We start from the raw sequence: 26,641 nt of genomic DNA on the forward strand, positions 1-26,641 counted from the left end.
CAGAAACTCGAAGTGACGCGCCTCAGAGCGCAGCCACCTGCCAATTGCCATCGCGAACCAGCAATTGCTGATCGCAGCCCGCTTCGGAGGCCGAAGCCGCATCCTGCCCGGGCAGCGCCTGCACCACGCGCACGCCCTGACGGCGCAACTGCTGCACCGCCTGCCACAAGCCAGCCCCATCGGCCGGCGCCCAAACTCCGGTGCGCGGCTCATCGAGCTGGGCGCGGCCGAGAGTGACCAGGGTCTTGAGGTCGGTAGAGAAACCAGTGGCCGGACGCGCACGGCCGAAGTCAGCACCGATGTCGTCGTAACGGCCGCCCTGAGCGATGGACTCGCCAACCCCAGGCACGAACGCGGCGAATACCACACCCGTGTGATAGTGATAGCCGCGCAGCTCGCCAAGATCGAAGTACAGCGGCAACTGCGGGAAACGCGCGGCCAGCGAATCGGCGATTGCGGTGAGGTCGGACAGCGCCGCCTGCACATTGGCCGGAGCGCCTGCAAGCACGTCACGCGCCTGATCCAGCACAACACGACTACCGCACAGTTCGGCGAGCGCGCGAAGCATGCCGGCGAGCTCGCCCGGCAGACCTTCGGTCAATGCCGCAACTTCGTCCACGGCCTTGCGCTGCAGGGCATCGAACAGCAGTTGCTCGACTTCGCCGGACAGCCCGGCAGCCTGGGCCAGACCACGGTAGATACCGACGTGACCGAGATCCATGTGCACATCGGGCACCTGGGCCATCTCGAGCATATCGAGCAGCAGACTGATGACTTCGACGTCGCCAGCCGAGCCGGTATCGCCGTAAAGCTCGGCACCCAGCTGGATCGGGCTGCGCGACGTGGCCAGCGCACGCGGGCGGGCATGCAGCACGCTGCCGGCATAGCACAGGCGGTTCGGGCCTTCGCGACGCAGGCTGTGGGCGTCCATGCGCGCCACTTGCGGCGTGATGTCCGCACGGAACCCCATCAGGCGGCCGGAAGCCGGATCAGTGACCTTGAAGGTACGCAGGTCCAGATCCTGGCCGGCGCCAGTCAGCAGGGATTCCAGGTATTCGATATGCGGGGTAACGACGAACTCGTAACCCCAGCGCTGGAACAGATCCAGCACCTGACGACGGGCTGCTTCAACGCGCGCCGCCTCCGGTGGCAGCACTTCCTCGATCCCATCTGGCAGCAGCCAGCGGTCTACCGTTGCCATCTCGCCTCTCCCCTTTCAGCCGGGCGGCACTTCAATGAATGCAGTAAAGAAGGACGGTGCCGAGCAGCATGCTGCCCAGCCCGATGAGTCTCAGACTGCGGTCGCCAAGGCGCCCGAGCCCGCTCACGGCGTCGCGCCAACCACGCGGATACAGGAATGGAAGGATGCCTTCCAGCACCAGCAACAGACAGAACGCCGTGCCGAATTCCTGCCACATGGCTCTCGTACATCATTCTCGCGGACGCAAAAAAGCCGGGATTTCCCGGCTGACCCATGATAACACGATTTCTCCGGCGGGCGCTGCCGCCCGCCGGAGAGTTTGACTCAGGGTTTAGCTTTTTCCAGATAGCGGAAGAACTCGTTGCTCGGATCGAGCACCAGCACGTCCTTCTTGTCTGCAAAGCTTTCGCGGTAAGCCTTGAGGCTGCGCGTGAAGGCGTAGAACTCCGGATCGGCGGTATAGGCCTTGGCATAGATCGCCGCGGCCTTGGCATCGCCGTCACCGCGGGTCTCTTCCGACTCGCGATACGCCTCGGCCAGCAGAACACGGCGCTGACGATCGGCATCCGCACGGATACCTTCGGCCAGCTCGCGACCCTTGGCGCGGTGCTCACGGGCTTCCCGCTCGCGCTCGGTACTCATGCGCTCGAACACGCTGCGGTTGACTTCCTTGGGCAGATCGATGGCCTTGACGCGAACGTCGACCACCTCGATACCCAACTCCTTCTGCGCCATGCGGTTCAGCGAAGCGGTGATATCACCCATCAGGGCATCACGCTCACCCGACACCACCTCGTGCAGGGTGCGCTTGCCGAACTGGTCACGCAGCCCCGCCTCCAGGCGACGGGACAGACGCTCGTCGGCGATCTGCTTCATGCCCGAAGTCGCGGTGTAGAAGCGCTCGGCATCGGAGACGCGCCACTTGGCGTAGGCGTCGACCATTACCGCTTTCTTCTCCAGCGTCAGGAAGCGCTGGGTCGGCGAATCCAGGGTCAGCAGTCGGCCGTCGAACTTGCGCACCGTGTTGACGTACGGAATCTTGAAGTGCAGGCCGGGCTTCACATCCGGCTCGACCACGCGACCGAAGCGCAGCAGAACGGCGCGCTCGGTCTGCTGCACCACGTAGACGCTGCTCCAGACGGCAACCGCAACCACCACACCCGCGATGAGGGCGATCAGGGACTTGTTACTCATCAGCGGCTCTCCCGGGTACGCGTGTCACGCTGCTGCAGGTCGTTGGCGACCCGCGAACCGATATCCGGCGCGCTGCTGCTCGCGCTGGGCGCGCTGCCTGGAGCTGCCGAACCACGGCCATCCATCATCTTGTCCAGCGGCAGGTAGATCAGGTTGTTCTGACCTTGCTGACCGGTCACCAGCACCTTGCTGGTCTGGCTCAGGACATCCTGCATGGTGTCCAGGTACAGACGCTGACGGGTGACTTCCGGAGCCTTGTGGTACTCGCCGGCCAGCTTGGCGAAGCGATCAGCCTCACCTTGCGCTCGGGAAACCACCTCATCACGGTAACCGTTGGCTTCTTCGATAATGCGCTGCGCCTGACCGCGGGCTTCGGGCACCACGCCATTGGCGTAGGCTTCGGCCTGGTTCTTCTCGCGCTGTTCGTCCTCGCGGGCACGGATCACGTCGTCGAACGCTTCCTGTACTTCACGCGGTGCAGCGGCGCTTTGGATGTTCACCTGGGTCACCGTGATACCGGTCTTGTAGGTATCAAGGAAACGTTGCAGGCGATCACGCACCTCGGTGGCCATCTGCTCGCGGCCCTCGGTGAGGATCTTGTCCATGGTGGTGGACCCGGCCACGTGGCGCAGGGCGCTCTCGGTGGCGTGCTGCAGACTCACTTCCGGTTGGTCGACATTGAGAACGAAGTCCTTCAGATCGCTGACCTTGTATTGCACGGTCAGCGGAACCTCGACGATGTTCTCGTCCTCGGTGAGCATCTGACCCTGCTTGCTGTAGGCACGCTCGCGGGTGACGTTCTCCTGGAACTTCTTGTCGATCGGCGGGAAGTAGATGTTCAGGCCGGGGCCCACGGTGTCGTGGTACTGGCCGAAGCGCAGGATCACCGCCTGCTCCTGCTCGTCCACCACGTAGATGGCGTTGTACAGCCACAGCACGGCGAGAATCGCCAGACCGATGCCAAACAGACCGAGGCTACCGCCCCGACCACCGCCGCCACCGCCCGAACCACTGCCGCGCTTGGGTTTGCCAAAAATTCCGTTCAGGCTGTCTTGCAGCTTGCGGAAGGCCTCATCCAGATCAGGCGGGCCCTGGCGACCACCACCACGGCGTCCACCCCAGGGGTCCTGGTCGTTCTTGTTCGAGTTGTCACCCGGCTCATTCCAAGCCATAGCGCTCTCCATCTGATAACGCGAAAACGCGCCTACGGCGCGCCCACCTATGCTACCGAATGCCCTTTACCCTGCCAAAAGCAGCGTGCCGGGCTTTATTGCAAAGTGTGTTGCGCAATGAACTCCGCCGGCTGCCAGCCTTCGCGGCTCACCATGCGGTTCAACTCGACACGCGGCAGGCGGACCTGCAAAACGGCGCGTCCCTGTTCGTCGTGATTCTCGGACTGTACCGCACCCAGCTCGAAGAACTGAGCCCGAAGTCGTCCCAGGCGCTGCGGGAGGCACAGCGTTCCAACGAACATGTCCTCCCCCAGCAGTTCGGCGATCGCCTGCTCCAGCAGTTCCAGCCCGCGCGATTCCCGTGCCGACAGCCAGACGCGTACCGGCTTGCCCAACTCATCGCGCTGGATCATCGGCTGAATGTCCGGTAGCAGGTCGATCTTGTTGTACACCTCGAGCATCGGCAACTCGTTCGCACCGATCTCCTTCAGTACCGCCAGCACCTGTTCCATTTGTGCGTCACGATCCGGCTCATGGGAGTCGATCACATGCAGCAGCAAGTCGGAGTTGCTGGATTCTTCCAAGGTAGCTCGAAACGCCTCCACCAGCTTGTGGGGCAGGTGGCGAATGAAACCGACAGTGTCGGCCAGCACGATCGGGCCGACGTCATCCAGTTCGAGACGGCGCAGGGTCGGGTCGAGGGTGGCGAACAACTGATCGGCCGCATAGACCTCGGAAGTGGTCAGCGCATTGAACAGCGTAGACTTGCCGGCGTTGGTGTAGCCCACCAGCGAAACCGCTGGAATCTCCGCACGGCGACGACCACGGCGAGCCTGCTCGCGCTGGCTGCGGACCTTCTCCAGGCGTGACTTGATCTGGCGGATGCGCCCACGCAGCAGGCGGCGGTCGGTTTCCAGCTGGGTTTCACCCGGGCCTCGCAGGCCGATACCGCCTTTCTGGCGTTCAAGGTGAGTCCAGCCACGCACCAGGCGCGTGCTCATGTGTTCCAGCTGAGCGAGCTCCACCTGCAGCTTGCCCTCGTGGGTACGAGCGCGCTGGGCGAAGATATCGAGGATCAGACCCGTGCGATCGAGCACGCGACATTCGAGCGCTCGCTCGAGGTTGCGCTCCTGGCTCGGCGTGAGGGTGTGATTGAAGATGATCAGCTCGACCTTCTCGGCGTGGACGAGGTCGTGCAACTCTTCGACCTTGCCGCTGCCGATCAGGTACTTGGCCGAGGGCTGGTGGCGCGAAATACTGACGAAAGCAACTGATTCCGCGCCTGCCGAACGGGCCAGTTCCTGGAATTCCTGCGGGTCTTCGCGCGCCTCGGGGTCCTGACCTTCCAGATGGACCAGAATGGCCCGTTCCCCACCACCCGGGCGCTCAAAGAACAAGGCGGACTCCCGTCAAACGTTGCCCGGCTCGGCCGGTTGATCACCAGTGGGCAGGCGCACGGGGCGGCTGGGGACCACGGTGGAAATAGCGTGCTTGTAGACCATCTGGCTGACAGTGTTCTTCAGCAGGATGACGAACTGGTCGAAGGATTCGATCTGACCCTGCAGCTTGATGCCGTTGACCAGGTAGATGGAAACCGGAACGCGTTCTTTGCGCAGGGTATTGAGGTAAGGGTCTTGTAGCGAATGCCCTTTTGACATATGCCGCACTCCTTGTAAGGGTAAAAAACTGATTTAGTAATAGTCGTATTTGGCTTAACGCCGTCCTGAACCCCAAGGATAGACGGCCGGAATTAAGGTCTCGAGCCTATATGGAGACCGCCTCAAAGTATTTCAAGGCACGCGGCAAATTGTCGCTTGCCTGACTGTCCAACCAGTGTAGATCGCTCCAGCTACGGAGCCAGGTGAACTGGCGCTTGGCCAGCTGCCGCGTGGCAATAACGCCGCGCTCCACCATCTCAGCGTAGGACAGTTTGCCCTCGAGGTAATCCCATACCTGTCGGTAACCCACCGCTCTTATGGACGGCAGCCCCACATGCAAGTCATTCCTTGCGCGGAGGCGTTCGACCTCGGCGATGAAGCCCTGTTCCAGCATCTGGTCAAAACGTTGCGCGATACGCTCATGCAACACCTGGCGCTGCAGAGGCGCGATCGCCAGATGGGCAACAGTATACGGCAATTGTCCACTGCCTTGCGCGCCGAGACCCGCATTTTCACTCGCCTGACGAAGGCGGTGTGCAGTCATGGACATACCGCTGACACGGAAGACTTCGAGGGCTCGAACGAGTCGCTGCGGATCGTTCGGATGGATACGCGCGGCCGATTCCGGATCGACACGAGCCAGCTCCTCATGCAGAGCACCCCAGCCCTCGGCGGTGGCCCAGGCTTCCAACTCGGCACGCACGGCAGGATCAGCACTGGGCATATCGGCCAAGCCTTCGAGCAATGCCTTGAAATACAACATGGTGCCGCCGACCAGCAGCGGGATTTTCCCGGCCGCGGTGATCTCGGCCATGGCCGCCAGGGCGTCGGTGCGGAATTCCGCTGCCGAATAGGCCTCGCTGGGGTCACGGATGTCGATGAGGCGGTGTGGGAACGCCTCCAGCACCTCGCGGGACGGCTTGGCAGTGCCAATGTCCATGCCGCGGTAGATCAGTGCCGAATCCACGCTGATCAGCTCTACCGGCAGAAGACGCGCCAACGCCAGCGCCAGGTCGGTCTTGCCGGCGGCGGTGGGGCCCATGAGGAATATCGCAGGAGGCAGGGACATCGGGGACTCGTTAATACGCACTGCGGGTCATTGCGAGCGGCGGAATCAATTGGAGCGCAGTTTACTGCACTTTTCTGAACGCAAGCTTACGAAAAATCAGCGCCCGCGCAGGAACAACTTGTCCAGTTCGTCGAGTCCCAGTTGGGTCCAGGTCGGCCGACCATGGTTGCACTGGCCGCTGCGTTCGGTCACTTCCATGTCGCGCAGAAGGCCGTTCATCTCCGGCAGCGTCAGGCGGCGGTTGGCACGCACGGCGCCGTGGCAGGCCATGGTGCCGAGCAGCTCGTTGAGATGCGCCTGGATGCGGTCGCTGGTGCCATATTCCAGCAGGTCGGCGAGCACATCACGCACCAGCTGGGTGGCCTCGGCCTGCTTGAGCAGCGCGGGAATCTGACGGATCGCCAGGGTTTCCGGGCCGAGCCGCTGCAGCTCGAAGCCGAGCCGGGAGAACCAGGCCCCATGCTCTTCCGCGCAGTCCGCCTCGCGCTCGCTGACAGCGATGGATTCGGGTACAAGCAGCGGCTGGCCACGCAGGCCTTCACTGGCCATGGCGGTCTTCAGGCGCTCGTACATGATGCGCTCGTGGGCGGCGTGCATATCCACCAGCACCAGGCCATGGGCGTTCTCCGAAAGGATGTAGATCCCCTTGAGTTGCGCCAGGGCATAGCCCAGCGGCGGCACGTCCTGGCTGCTTTCCGGGAGCGCCTGGGGCGCCTGATCGGGCAGTGGGGCGAAATAGGCCTTGTAGGCGCCCTGGGCCTCCTGGATCGGCGGCATCTCCGGGCGGGTCGGCTGGTAGCTATAGCCACCACCGGCACCGCCGGAAGGCGGGCTCGGCTGCCAGGCGCGGGCGGCGACCGGAGCCTCCAGCACAGTCTCGGACAGGCGCATCTCGCCCTGCGGACCGAACTCACCGGCTTCCGGGCCGGTCGGGCGCGGCACGGTCAGGGTGGTTGCCCCCGGCGGCGCCAACTGGTCATCCGGGCGCACTTCCGCCAGCGCCCGGTGCAAGGTGCCATAAAGGAAGTCGTGGACCATGCGGCTGTCACGGAAGCGCACTTCATGCTTGGTCGGATGGACGTTGACGTCCACCACTGACGGATCGACCTCGAAGAACAGCACGAAGGTCGGATGACGGCCGTTGTACAGCACGTCGCGGTAGGCCTGGCGCACTGCGTGGGCGACCAGCTTGTCGCGCACCATCCGGCCGTTGACATAGAAGTACTGCAGGTCCGGCTGACTGCGGGAGAAGGTCGGCAGGCCAACCCAGCCCCACAGATGCAGGCCATTGCGCTCCACCTCGATGGGCATTGCCTGCTCGAGGAAGCCGGAGCTGCACACGGCGCCCACGCGGCGGGCGCGGGAGGCTTCGTCCTTCGCCTCATGCAGCGAGAGGATGGTCTTGCCGTTGTGGCGCAGGTGGAACGCCACGTCGAAGCGGGCCAGCGCCAGACGCTTGATGACTTCCTGCAGGTGATCGAATTCGGTCTTCTCGGCACGCAGGAACTTGCGGCGCGCCGGGGTGTTGAAGAACAGGTCGCGCACTTCGATGCTGGTGCCCACCGGATGAGCCGCCGGCTTCACGGTGGATTCCATGTCGCGGCCTTCGACTTCCACCTGCCAGGCCTGGTCGGCGTCGGCAGTGCGCGAGGTCAGAGTCAGGCGCGAGACGGAGCTGATCGAGGCCAGCGCTTCGCCACGGAAGCCCAGGCTCATCACGCGTTCCAGGTCTTCCAGCTCTCGGATCTTGCTGGTGGCGTGGCGCGCCAGGGCCAGCGGCAGGTCGTCTGCCGGAATGCCGCTGCCATCGTCACGCACGCGCAGCAGCTTGACGCCGCCCTGCTCGACCTCGATGTCGATGCGCTTGGCACCGGCGTCCAGGCAGTTTTCCAGCAGTTCCTTGATGACCGATGCAGGTCGCTCGACCACTTCGCCGGCAGCGATCTGGTTCGCCAGCCGCGGAGTCAGCAGCTGGATACGGCGAGCGTCAGTCATTGTTGAGACGCCAGGGAGGTGCCCGGAATCTTCAGCACCTGACCGATCTTCAGCTCGTCGCTCTTGAGCGAGTTGGCGCTGCGGATCGAGGCGGTGCTGACGTCAAAGCGGCTGGCCACCATCGCCAGGCTGTCACCACTGCGCACGACATACTCTCGCGGCCCGGATGCCAACTGGCCACCGTCACGCAGCGAGGCAATGTAGGTGCCCGGTGGCGGCGTCTGCACGAAGTACTGGCGAACGCCACTGGCGATGGAACGCGCCAGCGCCTGCTGGTGCGAGCCGCTGGCCAGCTTGGCGGATTCGTTCGGGTTGGAGATGAAGCCGGTTTCCACCAGGATCGACGGAATGTCCGGGGACTTCAGCACCATGAAACCGGCCTGTTCCACACGGCGCTTGTGCAGCGGGGTAACGCGGCCGACGCTGGTCAGCACCTTGTGGCCGACGTCCAGGCTGGAGGACATGGTGGCGGTCATCGACAGATCGAGCAGCACGCCGGCGAGCATCTTGTCCTTGTCGTCGAGGTTCACGCCGCCGTCACCGCCGATGAGGTCGGAACGGTTCTCCGTGTCAGCCAGCCAGCGCGCGGTCTCGGAGGTAGCCCCGCGATCGGACAGCGCGAACACCGAAGCACCGAACGCGCTACGGCTGGGCGCGGCGTCCGCATGGATGGAGACGAACAGGTCCGCGCCCTTCTTGCGGGCGATCACGGTGCGGTTGCGCAGCGGGATGAAGTAGTCGCCGGTCCGCGTCAGTTCGGCGCGGAAGCCTTTCATCTGGTTGATCTGGCGCTGAAGTTCGCGAGCAATCGACAGGGTGATGTTCTTCTCATGCAGGCCGTTCGGGCCGAGCGCGCCAGGGTCTTCGCCGCCGTGGCCGGCGTCGATGGCGATCACGATGTCGCGCTTGCCTCCCGTGCTGGGCGCAGGAATCTTGGTGACCGACTGCGCGGGGCTGACCGGCGTGGCGGGCACGCTGGGGGTCGGGGTCGCGGGGACATCCGGAGCGATATCGGCACCCTGGTCATAGAGATCGACGACCAGGCGGTTGCCGTACTGCTGGTTCGGCGGCAGCACGAAGCTCTTGGGCGTGACCGCATTTTTCAGGTCCAGCACCAGGCGCAGGTCGGTCGGCGAGCGCTGAGCAGAGCGCATCGCGGTGATCGGGGTATTGCCGAGCTTGAGCTTGTCGAGGGCGGCGGACATCTGCGCGCCGTTGATGTCGACGACGATGCGGTTGGGCGCACTCAGGGTGAACAGACTGTGCTGCACGGGGCCGGACAGATCGAACACCAGGCGTGTGTTGTCCGGCGCGCGCCAGATGCGCACGCTCTTGATTTGCGTGGCGGCAGAAACCTCGCCGACAAAGAATGCCAGCAGAACGGACACCCCGATAAACAACGCCCGAAGGCGCAACCCCCAACCCATCTTTTTTCTATGCTCCCGTGGCCAGGGCGGCACACCAGGCTTCGCCCCGTGTTCCGTGCGGGTCGAGGCGCAGCATGCGTCCGCCCGCATGCGGAACAATGGTAATGTCCATGTCGGCCTTTGGCAAAATGCCTTTGCCCCGCTCCGCCCACTCGATCAGGCACAACGCGTCGCCCTCGAAGTAATCGCGGATGCCGAGGAACTCCAGCTCCTCCGGATCGGCGAGCCGGTAGAGGTCAAAGTGGAAGGCGCGCAGATCGCCGATTTCGTAGGGCTCGACCAGGGTGAAGGTCGGGCTTTTCACCGATCCGCCATGGCCCAATCCCCGCAGGATGCCGCGCGACAGCGTGGTCTTGCCCGCCCCCAGGTCCCCATGCAGGTAAATTACGCCGTGCCCGCCGGTCGCATCGGCAACCCGGCGACCGAGATCGACCATGGCCTCTTCGCCATCGGCGAACAGATTCAGTTCAGGCATGGGGACAACTCCTCGAGCAGCTGACGAACGGCGGGAATCAGATCAGCGGCAGCCAGGCCACGACCTTGCGCACCAAGCGACTCGCCGGCGCGTGCGTGCAGCCAGACCGCCAGGCACGCGGCATCGAAATCAGACAGCCCCTGCGCCAGCAACGCGCCGAGGATGCCGGATAGCACATCGCCCAGCCCGGCGCCCGCCATGGCTGGATGCCCGTGGTTGCACAGCGCGAGTCGGCCATCCGGGGCGGCGATCAGGCTACCGACGCCCTTGAGCACGACCACCGCCTGATAACGCTGCGCCAGCGCGTGGGCCGCTTTCGGCCGGTCCGTCTGGACCTCGGCGGTGGAAATACCCAGCAGGCGCGCCGCCTCGGCGGGATGGGGCGTGATCACCCAACCGCCGGACGGACGCGTCACCCGACCTTCGGCCAGCAGATTCAGCGCATCAGCGTCCCACACCTGTCGACGTTGCAGGCTCGCGGCGGCGCTGACCAGCACACGCCCCCAGGCTTCACGGCCGACACCGGGGCCGACCACCAGCACGTCGGCGCGCTCGGCCAGGCGCAGCAGCTCGGCGGACGAGGAGACACCGCGCGCCATCAGCTCAGGTCGGCGAGCCAGCGCAGCGGCTACGTGGGCGGCACGGGTCGCCAGGGAAACCAGCCCGGCGCCACAGCGCAGTGCGCTCTCGGCGGCCAGCAGCACGGCGCCGCCCATGCCGGTATCGCCGCCGATCACCAGCGTGTGGCCGAACAAGCCCTTGTGCGCCGCCTTCGGCCGTACAGCCAGGCGAGCCAGCGATGCCGGAGCGAGGCGGCGCGCCACGCCATGTTCGAGAAGCAGTGCAGGGTCGGCATCGAGCCCGTCGAACACCAGCTCGCCGCACTGATCGGGGCCATTGCCGGTGAACAGGCCGAGCTTGAGGCCGATGAAGGTCACGGTCAGATCGGCTTTCACCGCACAGCCCAGCACGTGCCCGGTATCGGCACTGAGACCGGAAGGGATATCCACGGCCAGGACCGGCAGGCCGCTGGCATTGATCGAGGCGATGGCCGAGGCGCAAGGCTCACGCACCTCGCCACCCAGGCCGGTGCCCAGCAGCGCATCGACCAGCACGCCGCGCAGTTCGGCGCGCTCGCTCCAGGCTTCGATATCCACGCCGACGGAGCGTGCCTCGCCATGAGCCGAGGCGGCATCGCCGGACAGGCGGGAGGCATCGCCCACCGCCAGCACGCGCACGCGCCAGCCGGCACGCAAGGCCAGAGCGGCGATCAGGTAACCGTCACCTGCGTTGTTGCCGTGACCGGCCAGCACGGTGATCTCGCCCGCATCCGGCCACTGCCGGCGCAGGGCTCGCCAGGCGGCATGGGCAGCACGGCGCATCAGCTCGAAGCCGGGCGTGCCGGCGGCGATCAGGCGTGCGTCGAGGTCGCGCACTTGCTGGGCGCTATAGAGGTTCAGGGGCAGTTCGTGGTGGGCAGTCATCGCGACTCCGGGCGGCAGAATGTGTCGCCTTGGCGTGCGGACGGGCCGACGCCGGCAAGGTCTGGCAGAATTATACGCACCCGGACTTCGCTTTCTCGCCTTCCATGCACGATTCCACACTCGACTATGCCGACCTCGCCCTCTCCATCAAGGCCTGGGGGCGCGAACTCGGCTTCCAGCAAGTCGGCATCAGCGGGCTCGACCTCGAAGCCCACGGCGAGCACCTGCAGCGCTGGCTGGACGCCGGCTACCATGGCGAGATGGAGTACATGGGCGCCCACGGCAGCAAGCGCTGGCGACCGGACGAACTGGTACCCGGCACCTTGCGGGTAATCTCGCTGCGCATGGATTACCTGCCCGGCGACACCCGCATGGCGCAAGTGCTGGGCGATGCCGAGAAGGCCTATGTCTCGCGCTACGCCCTGGGCCGCGACTACCACAAGCTGATCCGCAAGCGCCTGCAACAACTGGCCGAACGTATCCAGCAGCGGGTCGGGCCGTTCGGCTTCCGCGCCTTCGTCGACAGCGCGCCGGTGCTGGAGAAGGCCATCGCCGAGCAGTCGGGCCTGGGCTGGATCGGCAAGAACACCCTAGTGCTCAACCGCAAGGCCGGCAGCTATTTCTTCCTCGGCGAACTGTTCACCGACCTGCCGCTGCCGGTGGATGCACCGCACGGCACGGAGCACTGTGGCCGCTGCTCGGCCTGCCTGGACATCTGCCCGACGGCCGCCTTCGTGGCGCCCTATGTGCTGGATGCGCGGCGCTGCATTTCCTACCTGACCATCGAGCTGAAAGGCTCGATTCCCCAAGACCTGCGTCCGCTGATCGGCAACCGGGTATTCGGCTGCGACGACTGCCAGATGGTCTGCCCGTGGAATCGCTTCGCCCGCGCTACCGACCAGGGCGACTTCCAGCCGCGCCATAGCCTCGACAACGCCGCGCTGGCAGAACTGTTCCTGTGGACGGAAGACGAGTTCCTCAGCCGCACCGAAGGCTCGCCACTGCGGCGCGCCGGCTACGAACGCTGGCTGCGCAACCTCGCCGTGGGGCTGGGCAATGCGCCGTCAACCATCCCGGTGATCGAGGCGCTGCGCGCGCGGCGGGAGTTCCCGTCGGAACTGGTGCGCGAGCATGTGGAGTGGGCGCTGGCGCGCCACAACGCCGAAATCTGAAGCTTTTCGTAGGAGCGAGCGTGCTCGCGAACAGCCCCGCAACAGGTTTTTTTCGCGAGCAAGCTCGCTCCTGCAAGAGCAGAAGCGCGCCGCCTACACCTTGATGAAATGCTCGCGGTAGTAGCGCAGTTCGGCGATGGACTCGCGAATGTCGTCCAGGGCCAGGTGGGTATTGCCCTTCTTGAAGCCGTCACGCACCGACGGCGCCCAGCGCGCGGCCAGCTCCTTGAGGGTCGAGACGTCCAGGTTGCGGTAGTGGAAGTAGCCTTCCAGCTTCGGCATGTGGCGGTAGAGGAAGCGGCGGTCCTGGCAGATGCTGTTGCCGCAGATCGGCGAGCTGCGCTTGGGCACCCACTTCTCCAGGAAGGCGATGGTCATCGCCTCGGCTTCGGCAGCCGAGATGGTACTTTCACGCACACGCTGGGTCAGGCCGGACTGGCCGTGCTGGCGGGTGTTCCACTCGTCCATGCCGGCGAGCAGCGCCTCGCTCTGGTGCACGGCGATCACCGGGCCTTCCTCGAGGATGTTCAGGTCACTGTCGGTGACGATGGTCGCCATCTCGATGATGACGTCCTTGTCCGGGTCCAGCCCGGTCATTTCCAGGTCGATCCAGATCAGGTTCTGCGGGTTCTGCATGATGGGGCTCCTCAGCTCAGCCCTCTAGTTTAGCGGGAAGCACGCCACCGCATGCTAAACTCCGCCGCGATTTTCCCTGTGGATACCCTATGGCCAAGCGTCACCTCACCCGCCGGCAGAGCTGGCGGATCGAAAAAGTCCAGGAAGAACGTGCTGCCCGCGCGGCGAAGCGCGAGTCGCGCGCCCTGGAAGAACTGGAAGGCGGCGACCTCGGCCCGGAACAGACCGGCCAGGTGATCGCGCACTTCGGTGTGCAGGTGGAAGTCGAGGGCCAGGAAGGCGATGCCGCCGGCCAGGTTTTCCGCTGCCACCTGCGCGCCAACCTGCCGCCGCTGGTCACTGGCGACCAGGTGGTCTGGCGCCCCGGCAACCAGGGTATTGGCGTGATCGTCGCGCAATTGCCGCGAACTTCCGAGCTACGCCGCCCGGACATGCGCGGCGTGCTCAAGCCGGTGGCGGCCAACGTCGACCGCATCGTGATCGTCTTCGCACCTCGCCCGGAGCCCCACGCCAACCTGATCGACCGCTACCTGGTAGCCGCCGAGCACGCCGGCATCAAGCCGTTGCTGCTGCTGAACAAGGCCGACCTGATCGACGAAGAGAATGCCCCATTCCTCGACGCGCTGCTGAACACCTACCGCGAACTGGGCTACCCGCTGCTGGAGGTCTCGGCCGCCAACGGCCTGGCGCTGGACGCCCTGCGTGCCGCGCTGAACGAGCACGTCAGCGTGTTCGTCGGCCAGTCGGGCGTGGGCAAGTCGTCGCTGGTGAACGCCCTGCTGCCGGGCGTCGACACCCGCGTCGGCGACCTCTCGGAAGTCACCGGCAAGGGCACCCACACCACCACCACCGCGCGGCTGTTCCACTTCCCCGCTGGCGGCGACCTGATCGACTCCCCCGGCATCCGCGAATTCGGCCTCGGTCATGTCAGCCGCGATGACGTGGAAGCGGGCTTCATCGAATTCCACGACCTGCTCGGTCACTGCCGCTTCCGCGACTGCAAGCACGACCGCGAACCAGGCTGCGCACTGCTCAAGGCGCTGGAGGACGGGCGTATCTCGCCGCAGCGGATGGCCAGCTACCGGCACATCCTCGCCAGCCTGCCGGAAGACGAGTACTAGCCCGCTCCTGCAAAAAGTCCGCTGCGCGCACATCCCAGCAGGACGCATGACGTCTCTGGCGTTATCCGCCGCCGGCGTGAGCGATGAACTGGCGGATACAGCAGTCCCCCTTATCCGCCCTGCATGACAAAGGCCAGCTGATCAGTTGGCCTTTAGCGTGTGTCACTGCTGTTTGTTCAGCTCATCGAGCTTCAGCGTGCCGCCGTCGTCGAACAGGTTGAGCTTCTGTTTGAGCTGGTCGGCCGGCAGCGGGTCGCCCTGCCCATTCGCCGGCCTGGCAGGGGCGACACCCGGAGCAACCGGCGCGGCTGCGCCCCCCGGCGCCCCTGGCTCAGCAGGAGCCGCGCCAGCGGCAGGCTTGTCGGCGCCGCCATCCTGCCCCTCGATGGCGCGCTGGGCCTTCTTGGTCAGGACGATGATGTCGATGCGGCGGTTCACCGGGTTGAGCGGCTTGTCGCGGTCGAACAACGCGGACGAGGCGTAGCCCACCACGCGGGCAATCTGGTCTTCCGGGTAGCCGCCGGCTTCCAGCGTGCGACGCGCCGCGTTGGCGCGGTTCGCCGAGAGTTCCCAGTTGCCGAAGTCGCCATTGCCAGCGTAGGGCTTGGCGTCGGTGTGGCCACTGATGCTGATCTTGTTCGGCACCTGCTGGATGGTCTCGGCCAGCGCCAGCAGGATGTCCTCGAAGTACGGCTGCAGGCGCGCACTGCCCAGGTCGAACATCGGCCGGTTGTCCGAGTCGACGATCTGGATACGCAGACCGTCCTGGGTGATCTCGAAGAGGATCTGATCCTTGAAGCGCTTCAGGGTCGGATTCTCGTCGACCTTGTTCTGCAGCTCCTGCAACAGCAGCTCCAGGCGCTCCTTCTCCATCTGCTCGGCGACGTCCTGGGCCTGCTGCTCGTTGATCTTGGCGTTCTCGTCCGGGTTGATGCGCGTTTCATCGGCATCCGGCTGGGCCTGAATCTGCGGGTTCAGGGTCTTGTCCGGCGCCGGCGTCGGCGTGCCGCCCAGGTCGATGACGTAGGGGCTGGCGCTCTCGGTGAAACCGATGGGGTCCTGGAAGTAGCCGGAGATGGCCTTCTTCTGCTCGGGCGTGGCCGACGACAGCAGCCAGAGCACGAGGAAGAACGCCATCATGGCGGTAGCGAAGTCGGCGAAGGCGATCTTCCAGCCACCGCCATGATGGCCGGCGGCATAGCGCTTGACGCGCTTGACGATGATCGGCTGATTGTTATCCATGCGTCAGACGACCTATCAGCGACCGCGAACGGCCTGCTCCAACTCGCTGAAGCTCGGGCGGTGCGCCGGCAGCAATACCTTGCGGCCGAACTCGACAGCCAGCGACGGCGGCATGCCGGAGGCGGACGCCACCAGACAGGCCTTGATCGACTCGTACAGGTTCAGCTCTTCCTTGGCGTCGTGCTCCAGGGCGTTGGCCAGCGGGCCGACGAAACCGTAGGCGGCGAGAATACCGAGGAAGGTACCCACCAGCGCCGCGGCGACGTGGTGGCCGATCTCGGCCTGGCTGCCCTGGCCGAGCAGGGACATGGTGATCACGATACCCAGTACCGCGGCGACGATACCGAAGCCCGGCAAGCCGTCGGCGACGCGGGTCACGGCGTGGGACGGGTGTTCGAGCTCTTCCTTCAGGCTGCCCAGCTCCATGTCGAACAGACCTTCCAGTTCGTGGGGCGCCATGTTGCCGGAGGACATGATGCGCAGGTAGTCGCAGACGTACGCCGTCATGCGTTCGTCCTTGAGCACCGCCGGGTACTTGCTGAAGATCGGGCTGGCAGCCGGATCCTCGACGTCGGCCTCGATGGCCATCATGCCTTCGCGGCGGCTCTTGTTGAGCACCTCGTAGAGCATGCCCAGTACTTCCAGATAGAAGGTGTGGGTGAAACGGTTGCCGAACATTTTCGGCGCCTTCTTCAGCACGGTCATGAAGGTGCTGCCGGGGTTGGCCTGGAGGAACGCACCGAGCGCGGCGCCGCCGATGATCAGCACTTCGAACGGCTGGATGATGGCCGCGATCTTGCCGCCGGAGAGCATGAAGCCCCCGATGACACTGCCGAGGATGACGATGATGCCGATGATTTTTGCCATGAGGACCGGACTGAAACTGTGGACAAATTGAGAGGCACGAATCCCGCCTCCCTGTTGTTATCGGAGATTTCGGGCAAGACTATAGGCCGAAAACACTAAAAACCAGTTCGGCGCCTCACGCATGTCCAAGCAAGTGCTTCATCCAGAGCGTCTCAAGGCCTGGCTCAACCAGCTGGACGATCTGCCTTTGCCCGTTCCGCTGGAACAGCGCGATGACATTCGCCGGGCGCTGAACGACAGCCGGCGCTCGATCCGGGACATTTCCGAACTCCTGCAGGACGCACCGACACTGGCGTTCGCCATCCTGCGCGAAGCCAACCGCGCGCAGAGCGCACGGGACAACCCGGCGGAAAGCCTGGAAGTCGCCCTCAACCGCCTGGGTCTGGCCCGCGCCACCCAGTTACTCGAGCGCCTGCCGGCCATCCCCGAGGCACAGATGCCGCGCGCGCTGAGCCAACTGCTGCTGATCAGCCGCCATGCCATGCAGCAGGCCAGCGGCCTGTTCGCCAACCGCCTGGCGCGGCTCTGGCAGGAAATCCACTGGGGCAGCCTGTTCACCCTGGCGCCGCTGTGGGCGCTGGCCACGGCCAGGCCGGAACTGATCGAAGCCTGGCAGCGCCAGGTCTACGGCCTGGGCCGCTGCAGCAGCGAAGTCGAAGAAGAATTGCTCGGCACTCGCCTGCTACCGCTGTGCCGAGCGCTGGCCGAACAATGGCGGCTGCCCGACTGGGTCGGCCAGGGCTACACCCTGCTCAGCGACGACAAGCGGCTGCTGGTGCGCGCCCTCCACGTTGCCCATACCGAACACGAGCCGCTGGGCCAGCAGCAGCTTCTGGACGCCGACCCGGAACTGCAACGCTGGCTGACTCGCCCGGCGAACACCATCCTGCTCGCCAACAGCCTGGCCATGGCCGCGCACCAGTCCTGGGGGGGCGTGCACATGCTGCGCTGGCAGCGATTGACGAGCCTTTACCTGCAGATGCCACTGGAGGAATTGCAGCAGACCGTCCACGGCCTCGCCGCACAGAGCGCTCGCCGCCACGCGCGCCCGCTGCTCTGGCACCCGGCCGAAGCGCTGCTCTGGCCCTGGGATGCGCGCCGCTGGCTGAACGGCCCGAGGGCCGAGGAGCCGGCCAAGGCACCGGACACACTGGCGGAATGGCGCCAGCACTGCACCCGCCTGATGCAGACGCCCAGTCCATTCGGCAACGCCGTGCAACTGCTCGACTGTGCCAGCGCCGCCCTGCAGGCCTGCGGACTGCAACGCGGCCTCATCCTGCTGACCGACAAGGGCGGCAGTTGGCTGCAGGCACGGCGGCACTTCGGCCTGGACGGCGAGATCGGCGACTTCAAGCTGGAAGTCGCCGCGAGCCCAGTGCTGCGTAAACTCCTGCAACAACCCGGTCAATTGCGCCTGAGTCCGGCCAACATGGCGGAATTCTCGGCACTGATTCCCGGCGCGCTGAAAGCGCTGCTCCCCAGCGAACACCTGCTGCTGCGCTCGCTGGGCAACGGCGCGCGGGTGGTCATGCTGGTGGTCTGCGACCGCCACGGCCAGCCCCTGGCGGACCTGCACGCCCAGGCCTTCGGCCGCACCGTGCAATGCATCGAGCACGCGGTGAAGCAGATGGCGCGGGGCGCCTGATCCGGAAAGGTTTGCGCCCCGCCGCGTCCCCTTTAAACTAATCGCCCTCACGGGGTAGCCCAGGGCGCGAGCTCACGTTGCCTCCCCCACTGCTCTCGCCGGGAGACTCCGACATGTCCGCCTTCTCCGCCCTGCCCCTGGTGATCGAACCGGCTGACCTCGCCAGCCGCCTCGATGCCCCCGAACTGATCCTGGTCGACCTGACCAGCGCTGCACGCTACGCCGAAGGCCACATCCCCGGCGCCCGCTTCGTCGCCCCCGCGCGCACCCAGCTGGGCGGCACGCCGGCGCCGGGCCTGCTGCCAGCCAAGGCCGACCTGGAAGCGCTGTTCGGCGAACTTGGCCACACCCCCGATGCCGTCTACGTGGTCTACGACGACGAAGGCGGCGGCTGGGCCGGCCGCTTCATCTGGCTGCTGGACGTGATCGGCCACGGCAAGTACCACTACGTCGACGGCGGCCTGCACGCCTGGCTCGCCGACGGCCTGCCGCTGAGCGAAGACATCCCCGCGCCCGCCGGCGGCCCGCTGCCGTTGACCCTGCACGACGGACCCACCGCCACCCGCGAATACCTGCAGAGCCGCCTGGGCGCCGCCGACCTGGCCGTCTGGGATGCTCGCAATCCCAGCGAATACAGCGGCCAGAAAGTCCTCGCCGCCAAGGCCGGCCACGTGCCCGGCGCCGTCAATTTCGAATGGACCGCCGGCATGGACCCGGCCCGCGCCTTGCGCATCCGTACCGATATGCCGCAGATCCTCAAGGACCTGGGCATCACCCCGGACAAGGAAGTGATCACCCACTGCCAGACCCACCACCGCTCCGGCTTCACCTATCTGGTGGCCAAGGCCCTCGGCTATCCGCGGGTCAAGGGCTATGCCGGTTCCTGGTCGGAATGGGGCAACCATCCCGACACCCCCGTAGAGGTTTAAGGAATGTCGTTCAAAGATCGTCTGTTCATCCTCGCCCAGTACCTGCTGCCGCATCACCTGCTGTCGCGCCTGATCGGCTGCGCCGCAGAATGCCGTGCGCCCTGGTTCAAGGACCGCCTGATCCCCTGGTTCGCCCGCCGCTACCGGGTGGACATGCGCGAAGCCCAGGTCGAGGACCTGAGCGCCTATGAGCATTTCAACGCCTTCTTCACCCGCGCCCTGAAAGACGGTGCGCGCCCGCTGGACGAAACCGAAGGCGCGGTCCTCTGCCCCGCCGACGGCGCCATCAGCCAGCTCGGCCCGATCGAGCACGGCCGCGTGTTCCAGGCCAAGGGCCACAGCTACAGCCTGATGGAACTGCTGGGCGGCGATGCCGAGCGCGCCGCGCCCTTCATGGGCGGCGAGTTCGCCACTGTCTACCTGTCGCCCAAGGACTACCACCGTGTGCACATGCCGCTGGCCGGCACCCTGCGCGAGATGGTCTACGTGCCGGGTCGCCTGTTCTCGGTGAACCAACTGACCGCCGAGCAGGTGCCGGAACTCTTCGCCCGCAACGAACGCGTGGTGTGCATCTTCGACACCGAGCGCGGCCCGATGGCGGTGGTTCTGGTAGGAGCGATGATCGTTGCCTCCATCGAAACCGTCTGGGCCGGCCTGGTCACGCCGCCCAAGCGCGAGCTGAAGTCCTTCTCCTACGACGAAGCCGCCCGTGCGCCGATCCACCTGGAGAAAGGCGCCGAACTGGGCCGCTTCAAACTGGGCTCCACCGCCATCGTGCTGTTCGGCCCCGAGCAGGTCAGCTGGGCGGAAAACCTCGCCGCCACCAGCGCCGTGCGCATGGGCGAGCGCCTGGGTGGCGCGCGCCAGGGCTGACACCCATTCTTATAAGGCGGGTGGCCAACGAGCCGCCCGCCAGCGCTTTTGCCTCACCGTGCCAATTCCCTGCCATGAAACCTTTCCTGCATCTCCTGGGCTGGCGGGCCAACGCCACCAGCCATCTTGAAAAATGGCTCTCCGCAATCGGAGCGCTGTGCGGTATCGCCGCCATCTATGCCGTCACCCACTGGGTCTTGCCCGGCGAAGCGGCCGTCTGGGTCGTGGCCTCGATGGGCGCCAGCGCCGTGCTGCTGTTCGCCGTGCCCCACGGCGCGCTGTCGCAGCCCTGGGCGGTGCTCGGCGGCCAGGTGCTCTCGGCCATCGTCGGAGTGATCTGCCAGAAGCTCTTCGCGGACCAGCCCTTCACGCCCGCCCTTGCCGTGGGCGCGGCCATCCTGGTCATGCACTACGCGCGCTGCATCCACCCTCCGGGCGGCGCGACGGCGCTGGCCGCGGTCTCCGGCGGCCCAGCCGTGACCGCGCTGGGCTTCCACTACGTGCTCAGCCCGGTGCTGCTCAACGTGGTGCTGATCCTCGCCGTCGCCGTGCTCTTCAACGGCCTGTTCGCCTGGCGCCGCTACCCCGCGCCGCTGGCGCGCCTGCCAGGCTCACCGAAGCTGCCGACCGGCCCGTCTCCGGAAGACCTCTATCACGCGCTGCGCAAGATGGATTCCTTCATCGACGTGCAGTTCGACGACCTGCTGAAGATCCTCCAACTGGCCCAGGAGCACGCCCAGGCGCAGCACCTGGCACCGGACGACATCCTGCTGGGCGCCAGCTACAGCAACGCCCTGAGCGGCGACGCCTGGGCCGTGCGCCAGGTGATTGACGACCACCCGGACAAGCGCGGTCGCCAGGACCAATTGGTCTACAAGGTGGTTGCCGGCGCCGGCAAGGGCAACACCGGCGTCTGCCGCCGCCAGGACCTGCTCGACTGGGCCGCGCACCCGGTGATCGCCCAGGGCGACGGCTGGGTGCGCAGCAATGCGCAGGACTCGGCTAAGGACGCCCTGCAACGCCAGATCAAAGGCGAAACGCCGCAGCCGTGACCTGTCCGCGCACCATCCGGGCGATGGGCTGCGGTGGGCGACGGATGCTGCTAGAGTTCGGAAAAAGCCGACCGTTATGACCAACCGGCTCGCCCCACGAGCCGGATTGTGGAGAAACCATTCCCACCATGGACAACAGTCCCCAGCAGTTTCTACGCGTCCCCACCCCGACGCACGAGAGCCTGAGCTTCTGCAACGCCAACACGCGTGAGCTGAAAAACTGGCTGGATCACCTGCCCAAGGCCAACCTCGGGGAAACAGCCCGCCAGCTCTACCAGGGCCTGATCGAACTCAACCAGCTCAAGCTGCCGGTCGAGACGCGCCTGCAATTGCTGGAACTGTTCCGCCCGGAAGTCCATTTCGTCTGCCATAACCTCGAACGGCACTTCCTCAATCAGTCCATCGTCCTGGACGAGCGTCCGCGCAAGGTCGCCAACCTCTGCCAGGCCCTGCAGAACCACCTGGCCATCGGCTACAAGCTGATCGTCGTGCGCGAAGCCTCGCGCTTCACCCGCGAACGCGCCCAGGTGATGACCGCCGCCATCCAGCGCGCCATCCGCAGTCTCTGCGGCCCACTGGTGCGTGCCTCGCAGCTGTACTGCCCGGTACCGGAAAACCTCTGGCTGGAACTTCACCAGCTTTACCAGCTGGCTCGTCAGCACGGCCTGCAGCACACACCGGTACGCGATGCGCTGGCACGCCAGGCCCAGGGACTGTCAGTGGAGCACGCCTACCTGGTCGCGCTGATGCTCGGCTCCGCGCGCTGCAACCAGATGCGCCAGAACAACATCGCCCGCGTAGCCGAAGTCCTCGAAGGCTGGGCGGCGCAGGTCAAGGTGCAGGCCGCCGACGCCCCGTCCACCCTGTTCGTGGTGGTCCCGCAGGTGGATGGCCCGCCGCGCTACCGTACGCTGTTCAAGGAAAGCGATCTCGGAGGCGCCCTGGGCATCGACCCACAACCGCTGGTGGACGCGATCCGCGAGTACCTTCTGCTGCCACCAGAGAACCGCGCGCAGGCCCGTCTGAAAGTCCCCGAGGGCGTCAGCGTCGACCTGCTGCAACACCTCGCCGCCGCCTGGGGGGACATCGCCGAGCGCACCTTCCACCGCACGCCCGGCCAGGGCCAACTGACCCTGTGCATCGGCATGAGCGCCCTGCACTACTTCCTCGCCGGACGCAGAAGCTTCAACGACGTGCTGAAGATCCAGGTGCAGGAGCAGGTACCGACCTTCAAGACCGAGGTGAAGGACGCCTGGTCCAGTGCCTTCGACGCGCAGAAGGTCAACGACTGGCAGCCCGGCATGCCGCTGGAGGAAATCGAATACACCGCGCCGCGTTCCGCCGACGATACCGGCCTCGGCCTGGCGGCGGAGTCCCCGCGCGACGATTACCCCGTGTTCACCCTGAACATCGTCAACCACAGCCCTGGCGGTTATTGCCTGACCTGGCCAAAAGACATTCCCAGCCAGTTGCAGGCCGGCGAGCTGCTCGGCATCCAGGATACTCCGGAGCACAGCTGGAGCGTCGCCGTGGTGCGCTGGATTCGCCAGGTTCGTGGCGGCGGCACGCAGATGGGCATCGAACTGATCGCCCCGCTTGCCCAGCCCTGCGGCCTGCAACTGCTGCGCAAGACCGAACAGGGCAGCCAGTACCTGCGCGCCCTGCTGCTCCCGGAGATCGCCGCGATCTCCCGCCCAGCCACTGTCATCACCCCGCGCCTGCCCTTCCAGGAAGGCAACCGGGTACAGCTCAATCTGCATGGCGACGAGCGCCGTGCCACCCTGACACGCAAGGTCACCGCCACCGCCAGCTTCACCCAGTTCGAATACCAGGCACAGGATGCAGCCGGCACACCGAGCGATAAACCCATCACAGCCCCGAACGCTCGCGGGGCTGGCGGGGAGGAAGACTTTGACTCGCTGTGGAAGTCTCTGTAGATTCCGGAGACTTCCCTTTCGTCGCCTTTTTGCTGCCGTCCAGCGCGGTATAAGCAACCTTCCTCATGGCCAATGAAAAGAAAACTATCCGCCTGCTGATCCTGGAAGACTCGCAGAATGAAGCCGAGCGCCTGGTCAGCCTGTTCCGCAATGCGGGTCGCGCGACCCGCGTCCATCGCATTACCTCCAGCGAAGACCTGACGGAAATCCTGCCCCAGGGCTGGGACCTGCTGATCGCCGCCCCCGAAGCCGAGGCACTGGACCCGAGCGAAGCGCTGGGCGCCATCCGCCGCCAGGCCAAGGACATCCCTTTCATCCAGTTGGTGAGCGGCAACGACTCCGACGCCGTGACCGAGGCGCTGGCCCTCGGCGCCCAGGACGCCCTGCCGCAAGGCGAGGACGAGCGCCTGATCCTGGTAGCCAACCGCGAACTGGCCAACCTAGAGGAGCGTCGCGCCCGCCGCTCTGCCGAAGTCGCCCTGCGCGAAGCGGAAAAGCGCTGCCAGTTGTTGCTGGACAGCTCGGTGGATGCCATCACTTACGTCCACGATGGCATGCACATCTACGCCAACCGCGCCTACGTCGGGCTGTTTGGCTACGAGGACGCCGAAGAACTGGAGGGCATGCCGATGATCGACCTGATCGCCGGCAGTGACCAGGCCAACTTCAAGGACTTCCTCAAGGGTTATCAGACCACCGAAGACAACGCCGACCTGGCCTGTAGCGGCATCCGCAGCGATGGCCAGGCCTTTGCCGCGCGCATGACGTTCTCGCCGGCCACCTATGACGGCGAGCCGTGCATCCAGGTGGTGATCCGCGCCGAGAGCGACAATGCCCAGCTAGAGGAAAAACTCCGCGAGGTCAGTAGCCAGGACCTGGTGACCGGCCTGTACAACCGCGCCCACTTCCTCGACCTGATGGACAGCGCCGTGGAGCGCGCGGTGACCGCTGGCCAGCCGGCCACCTTCGCCTACATGCAGCTCGACCGCGCCCAGGCCCTGCAGCTCGACCTCGGCGTCGCCAGCATCGACCTGCTGCTGGCAGACCTGGGCAACCTGCTGCGCGGGCAGTTCCCCGAGCCGGCCCAGTTAGCGCGCCTGAGCGACGACGTATTCGCCGTGCTGCTGCCGGGGGAGACACCGGAACATTCCACGCCGCGCTTCACTTCGCTGCTGAAGAAGATCGAAGCCCACCTGTTCGACATCCATGGCCGCACTGCACAGGTCACCCTGTCCATCGGCACCGCTGGGCTGGACGAGAAAACCACCCGCGCCCAGGAGGTCATCGAACGCGCCCACCGCGGCGCCGACGAAGTCGCGCAGAAAGACGGCAATGGCCTGAAGGTCTTCAACCCGGCCGATGAACTGGCCGCCGCAGCCTACCGTGGCGATGTCACCGCCATCATTCGCCAGGCGCTGGAGCAGAACAGCTTCCGCCTGCTGTTCCAACCGATCATCAGCCTGCGCGGCGACACCCACGAACACTACGAGGTGCTGCTGCGCCTGCTCAATCCGCAAGGCGAGGAAGTGCCGCCGGCAGACTTCCTCAACGCGGCAAAGGCCAGCGGCCTGGCCGAGAAGATCGACCGCTGGGTGCTGCTCAATTCCGTCAAGCTGCTCTCCGAGCACCGCGCCAAGGGCCACGAGACCAAGCTCTTCGTGCACCTGTCCGGCCCCAGCCTGCAGGACCCCGAACTGCTGCCGTGGCTGAGCGTGGCGCTGAAGGCCTCGCGCCTGCCAGCCGACGCACTGATCATCCAGATCAGCGAACCGGACGCCATCGCCTACCTGCGCCAGGCCAAGGCACTGAGCCACGGCCTCGCCGAGCTGCACTGCCAGATCGCGCTGTGCCAGTTCGGCTGCGCCTTGAATCCGTTCAATACGCTCAAGCACATGAACGTCGACTTCGTGAAGGTCGATGGCTCTTACGTGCAGGACCTGAACGTCCCGGAGAATCAGGAAAACCTGAAGACCCTGATGGCCAGCCTCCATGCCCAGGCCAAGCTGACCATCGTGCCCATGGTGGAAAGTGCCACTGCCCTCGCCACCCTGTGGCAGGCCGGCGCCAACTACATCCAGGGCCGCTACCTGCAGGGCCCGAGCCAGGCGATGGATTACGACTTCGCCTCGGACGAGTGATCGGCTCCGCCAACAAAAAAGCCGCCCTACAGGGCGGCTTTTTCTTTGCATCGACGAATCAGCGTTCGTCAGGCGCCTTCGCGATCGCGGAAGCCGAGCAGGTACAGGATGCCGTCCAGCCCCAGGGTGGAGATCGCCTGCTTGGCCGACTGCTTGACCAGCGGCTTGGCGCGGAACGCCACGCCCAGACCGGCCAGCCCCAGCATCGGCAGGTCGTTGGCGCCGTCACCCACGGCGATGGTCTGTTCCAGTTGCAGACCTTCCTTCGCCGCCAGTTCACGCAGCAGGTCAGCCTTGCGCTGGGCGTCGACGATCGGCTCGATGGCCACACCGGTCAGCTTGCCGTCGACGATCTGCAGCTCATTGGCGAACACGTAGTCGATGCCGAGCTTCGCCTGCAGCTGCTTGGCGAAATAGCTGAAGCCGCCGGAAAGAATGGCGGTCTTGTAGCCCAGACGCTTGAGCTCGGCGAACAGGGTCTCGGCGCCTTCGGTCAGGCGCAGCGAGGCGCCGATCTCCTCCAGCACACCCTCGGACAGCCCCTGCAGCAGCGCCAGGCGCTCCTTGAAGCTGGCACGGAAATCCAGCTCGCCGCGCATGGCGCGCTCGGTGATCTCGGAGACCTGCTCGCCGACCCCGGCCGCCTTGGCCAGCTCGTCGATCACCTCAGCCTCGATCAGCGTCGAATCCATGTCGAACACCGCCAGGCGACGGTTGCGACGGAACACCGAGTCCTGCTGGAAGGCGATATCGACGTTCAGCTCCTGGGCCACGCTGAGGAACTCGGCGCGCAGGGCCGCCGGATCGGCAGGCTCGCCGCGCACGGAGAACTCGATGCAGCCCTTGCCCTGGTCAGCCGGCATGTCCAGCGGCATACGCCCGGACAGGCGGTCGATCTGGTCGATGTTCAGGCCGTACTTGGCAGTGATCGAGCTGACCCGCTGCAGCTGTTCGGCGCTCACCCGGCGCGTCAGCAGGGTGACGATGTGGCGAGGCTTGCCCTGGCCACCGACCCACTGCCGGTAATCGTCTTCGGACACCGGCGTGAAGCGCACCTGCTGGTCGAGCTTGTAGGCCGTGAACAGCACGTCCTTGAGCACCGACGAAGCCTGCTCGTTGTCCGGGATTTCCACCAGGATGCCGAAGGACAGGGTGTCGTGGATCACCGCCTGGCCGATGTCGAGGATGTTCACGCCACCCTGCGCCAGGACGCCGGTAATGGCCGCGGTGAGGCCGGGGCGGTCTTCCCCGGTGATATTGATCAGGACGATCTCGCGCAAGGCGCTGTCTCCGCCATGGAAAAAAGGCGGTCATTCTACCTGCTTTCACTGTCCACGGATGCTCCGCTCACCCG

At 65.6% G+C, this 26,641-nt stretch carries 23 protein-coding genes; 8 read left to right on the forward strand and 15 right to left on the reverse strand.

Features of this window, described 5'->3' with window-relative positions; all coding sequences use genetic code 11:
- Positions 1-22: 22 nt before the first annotated feature.
- From AC1ZV1_RS26990 to AC1ZV1_RS27040, 11 genes are all read right to left on the reverse strand, one after another.
- Positions 23-1,201, reverse strand: a complete 1,179-nt coding sequence (locus AC1ZV1_RS26990) for an ATP phosphoribosyltransferase regulatory subunit (protein WP_484294427.1) — start codon at positions 1,199-1,201, stop codon at positions 23-25.
- Positions 1,202-1,232: 31 nt separating this feature from the next.
- Positions 1,233-1,418 carry a DUF2065 domain-containing protein gene (locus AC1ZV1_RS26995; protein ID WP_484294428.1) on the reverse strand — a complete coding sequence of 62 codons (186 nt, stop codon included), beginning with the start codon at positions 1,416-1,418 and terminating at the stop codon, positions 1,233-1,235.
- 107 nt (positions 1,419-1,525) lie between these two features.
- Entirely contained in the window at positions 1,526-2,395 is an 870-nt protein-coding gene (gene hflC / locus AC1ZV1_RS27000; protein ID WP_088416182.1) for a protease modulator HflC, read from the reverse strand.
- Positions 2,395-3,567 carry an FtsH protease activity modulator HflK gene (hflK, locus tag AC1ZV1_RS27005; protein WP_484294429.1) on the reverse strand — a complete coding sequence of 391 codons (1,173 nt, stop codon included), beginning with the start codon at positions 3,565-3,567 and terminating at the stop codon, positions 2,395-2,397. Before hflK ends, hflC begins: the two co-directional genes overlap by 1 nt.
- Positions 3,568-3,662: 95 nt before the next feature.
- Complete coding sequence (gene hflX / locus AC1ZV1_RS27010) at positions 3,663-4,964, reverse strand: ribosome rescue GTPase HflX (RefSeq protein ID WP_484294430.1); 1,302 nt, start codon at positions 4,962-4,964, stop codon at positions 3,663-3,665.
- A 12-nt stretch (positions 4,965-4,976) separates the two neighbouring features.
- A complete protein-coding gene (hfq, locus tag AC1ZV1_RS27015; RefSeq protein WP_017520393.1) occupies positions 4,977-5,225 on the reverse strand; it encodes an RNA chaperone Hfq in 249 nt (82 codons plus the stop codon).
- A gap of 106 nt (positions 5,226-5,331) precedes the next feature.
- Positions 5,332-6,294: a tRNA (adenosine(37)-N6)-dimethylallyltransferase MiaA gene (miaA, locus tag AC1ZV1_RS27020; RefSeq protein WP_484294431.1), complete on the reverse strand. Its 963-nt coding sequence runs from the start codon at positions 6,292-6,294 to the stop codon at positions 5,332-5,334.
- A 96-nt stretch (positions 6,295-6,390) separates the two neighbouring features.
- Positions 6,391-8,289 carry a DNA mismatch repair endonuclease MutL gene (gene mutL / locus AC1ZV1_RS27025; protein WP_484294432.1) on the reverse strand — a complete coding sequence of 633 codons (1,899 nt, stop codon included), beginning with the start codon at positions 8,287-8,289 and terminating at the stop codon, positions 6,391-6,393.
- Positions 8,286-9,716 carry an N-acetylmuramoyl-L-alanine amidase AmiB gene (gene amiB, locus AC1ZV1_RS27030; RefSeq protein ID WP_484294433.1) on the reverse strand — a complete coding sequence of 477 codons (1,431 nt, stop codon included), beginning with the start codon at positions 9,714-9,716 and terminating at the stop codon, positions 8,286-8,288. The genes mutL and amiB overlap by 4 nt, the downstream gene beginning before the upstream one ends.
- Positions 9,717-9,723: 7 nt before the next feature.
- Positions 9,724-10,191 (reverse strand): tRNA (adenosine(37)-N6)-threonylcarbamoyltransferase complex ATPase subunit type 1 TsaE, encoded by a 468-nt coding sequence (tsaE, locus tag AC1ZV1_RS27035; RefSeq protein WP_484294434.1) that lies wholly within the window; start codon positions 10,189-10,191, stop codon positions 9,724-9,726.
- Positions 10,179-11,675, reverse strand: coding sequence for an NAD(P)H-hydrate dehydratase (locus AC1ZV1_RS27040; protein WP_484294435.1), 1,497 nt, complete (start codon positions 11,673-11,675; stop codon positions 10,179-10,181). The genes tsaE and AC1ZV1_RS27040 overlap by 13 nt, the downstream gene beginning before the upstream one ends.
- 104 nt (positions 11,676-11,779) lie before the next feature.
- Here AC1ZV1_RS27040 and queG point away from each other — a divergent pair, with 104 nt between their 5' ends.
- Positions 11,780-12,847, forward strand: a complete 1,068-nt coding sequence (gene queG / locus AC1ZV1_RS27045; protein WP_484294436.1) for a tRNA epoxyqueuosine(34) reductase QueG — start codon at positions 11,780-11,782, stop codon at positions 12,845-12,847.
- A gap of 93 nt (positions 12,848-12,940) precedes the next feature.
- Here the strand turns inward: queG and orn are convergent, their stop codons facing one another.
- Positions 12,941-13,483, reverse strand: coding sequence for an oligoribonuclease (orn, locus tag AC1ZV1_RS27050; protein WP_192434078.1), 543 nt, complete (start codon positions 13,481-13,483; stop codon positions 12,941-12,943).
- A gap of 89 nt (positions 13,484-13,572) precedes the next feature.
- On the opposite strand from orn, the gene rsgA reads away from it, so the two are divergent.
- Positions 13,573-14,604 carry a small ribosomal subunit biogenesis GTPase RsgA gene (rsgA, locus tag AC1ZV1_RS27055; protein ID WP_484294437.1) on the forward strand — a complete coding sequence of 344 codons (1,032 nt, stop codon included), beginning with the start codon at positions 13,573-13,575 and terminating at the stop codon, positions 14,602-14,604.
- 162 nt (positions 14,605-14,766) lie between these two features.
- On the opposite strand, the gene motB is transcribed toward rsgA, so the two are convergent.
- Together motB and motA are read right to left on the reverse strand one after the other, a co-directional pair.
- Positions 14,767-15,846, reverse strand: coding sequence for a flagellar motor protein MotB (motB, locus tag AC1ZV1_RS27060; protein ID WP_484294438.1), 1,080 nt, complete (start codon positions 15,844-15,846; stop codon positions 14,767-14,769).
- Between the two features lie 15 nt (positions 15,847-15,861).
- A complete protein-coding gene (motA, locus tag AC1ZV1_RS27065; protein WP_484294439.1) occupies positions 15,862-16,713 on the reverse strand; it encodes a flagellar motor stator protein MotA in 852 nt (283 codons plus the stop codon).
- 121 nt (positions 16,714-16,834) lie between these two features.
- On the opposite strand from motA, the gene AC1ZV1_RS27070 reads away from it, so the two are divergent.
- From AC1ZV1_RS27070 to AC1ZV1_RS27095, 6 genes are all read left to right on the forward strand, one after another.
- Entirely contained in the window at positions 16,835-18,358 is a 1,524-nt protein-coding gene (locus AC1ZV1_RS27070) for an HDOD domain-containing protein (RefSeq protein WP_484294440.1), read from the forward strand.
- Between the two features lie 113 nt (positions 18,359-18,471).
- A complete protein-coding gene (rhdA, locus tag AC1ZV1_RS27075; protein ID WP_484294441.1) occupies positions 18,472-19,287 on the forward strand; it encodes a thiosulfate sulfurtransferase in 816 nt (271 codons plus the stop codon).
- A gap of 3 nt (positions 19,288-19,290) precedes the next feature.
- Positions 19,291-20,160: an archaetidylserine decarboxylase gene (asd, locus tag AC1ZV1_RS27080; protein ID WP_484294442.1), complete on the forward strand. Its 870-nt coding sequence runs from the start codon at positions 19,291-19,293 to the stop codon at positions 20,158-20,160.
- A gap of 74 nt (positions 20,161-20,234) precedes the next feature.
- Positions 20,235-21,212 carry an HPP family protein gene (locus tag AC1ZV1_RS27085; protein ID WP_484294443.1) on the forward strand — a complete coding sequence of 326 codons (978 nt, stop codon included), beginning with the start codon at positions 20,235-20,237 and terminating at the stop codon, positions 21,210-21,212.
- A gap of 128 nt (positions 21,213-21,340) precedes the next feature.
- Positions 21,341-23,149 (forward strand): molecular chaperone, encoded by a 1,809-nt coding sequence (locus tag AC1ZV1_RS27090; protein WP_484294444.1) that lies wholly within the window; start codon positions 21,341-21,343, stop codon positions 23,147-23,149.
- Between the two features lie 65 nt (positions 23,150-23,214).
- A complete protein-coding gene (locus AC1ZV1_RS27095) occupies positions 23,215-25,287 on the forward strand; it encodes an EAL domain-containing protein (protein ID WP_484294445.1) in 2,073 nt (690 codons plus the stop codon).
- A gap of 68 nt (positions 25,288-25,355) precedes the next feature.
- Here the strand turns inward: AC1ZV1_RS27095 and serB are convergent, their stop codons facing one another.
- Positions 25,356-26,567, reverse strand: a complete 1,212-nt coding sequence (gene serB, locus AC1ZV1_RS27100; protein ID WP_484294446.1) for a phosphoserine phosphatase SerB — start codon at positions 26,565-26,567, stop codon at positions 25,356-25,358.
- Positions 26,568-26,641: the final 74 nt, after the last annotated feature.

The sequence above is a fragment of the Pseudomonas sp. BB438 genome (genome assembly GCF_057180225.1).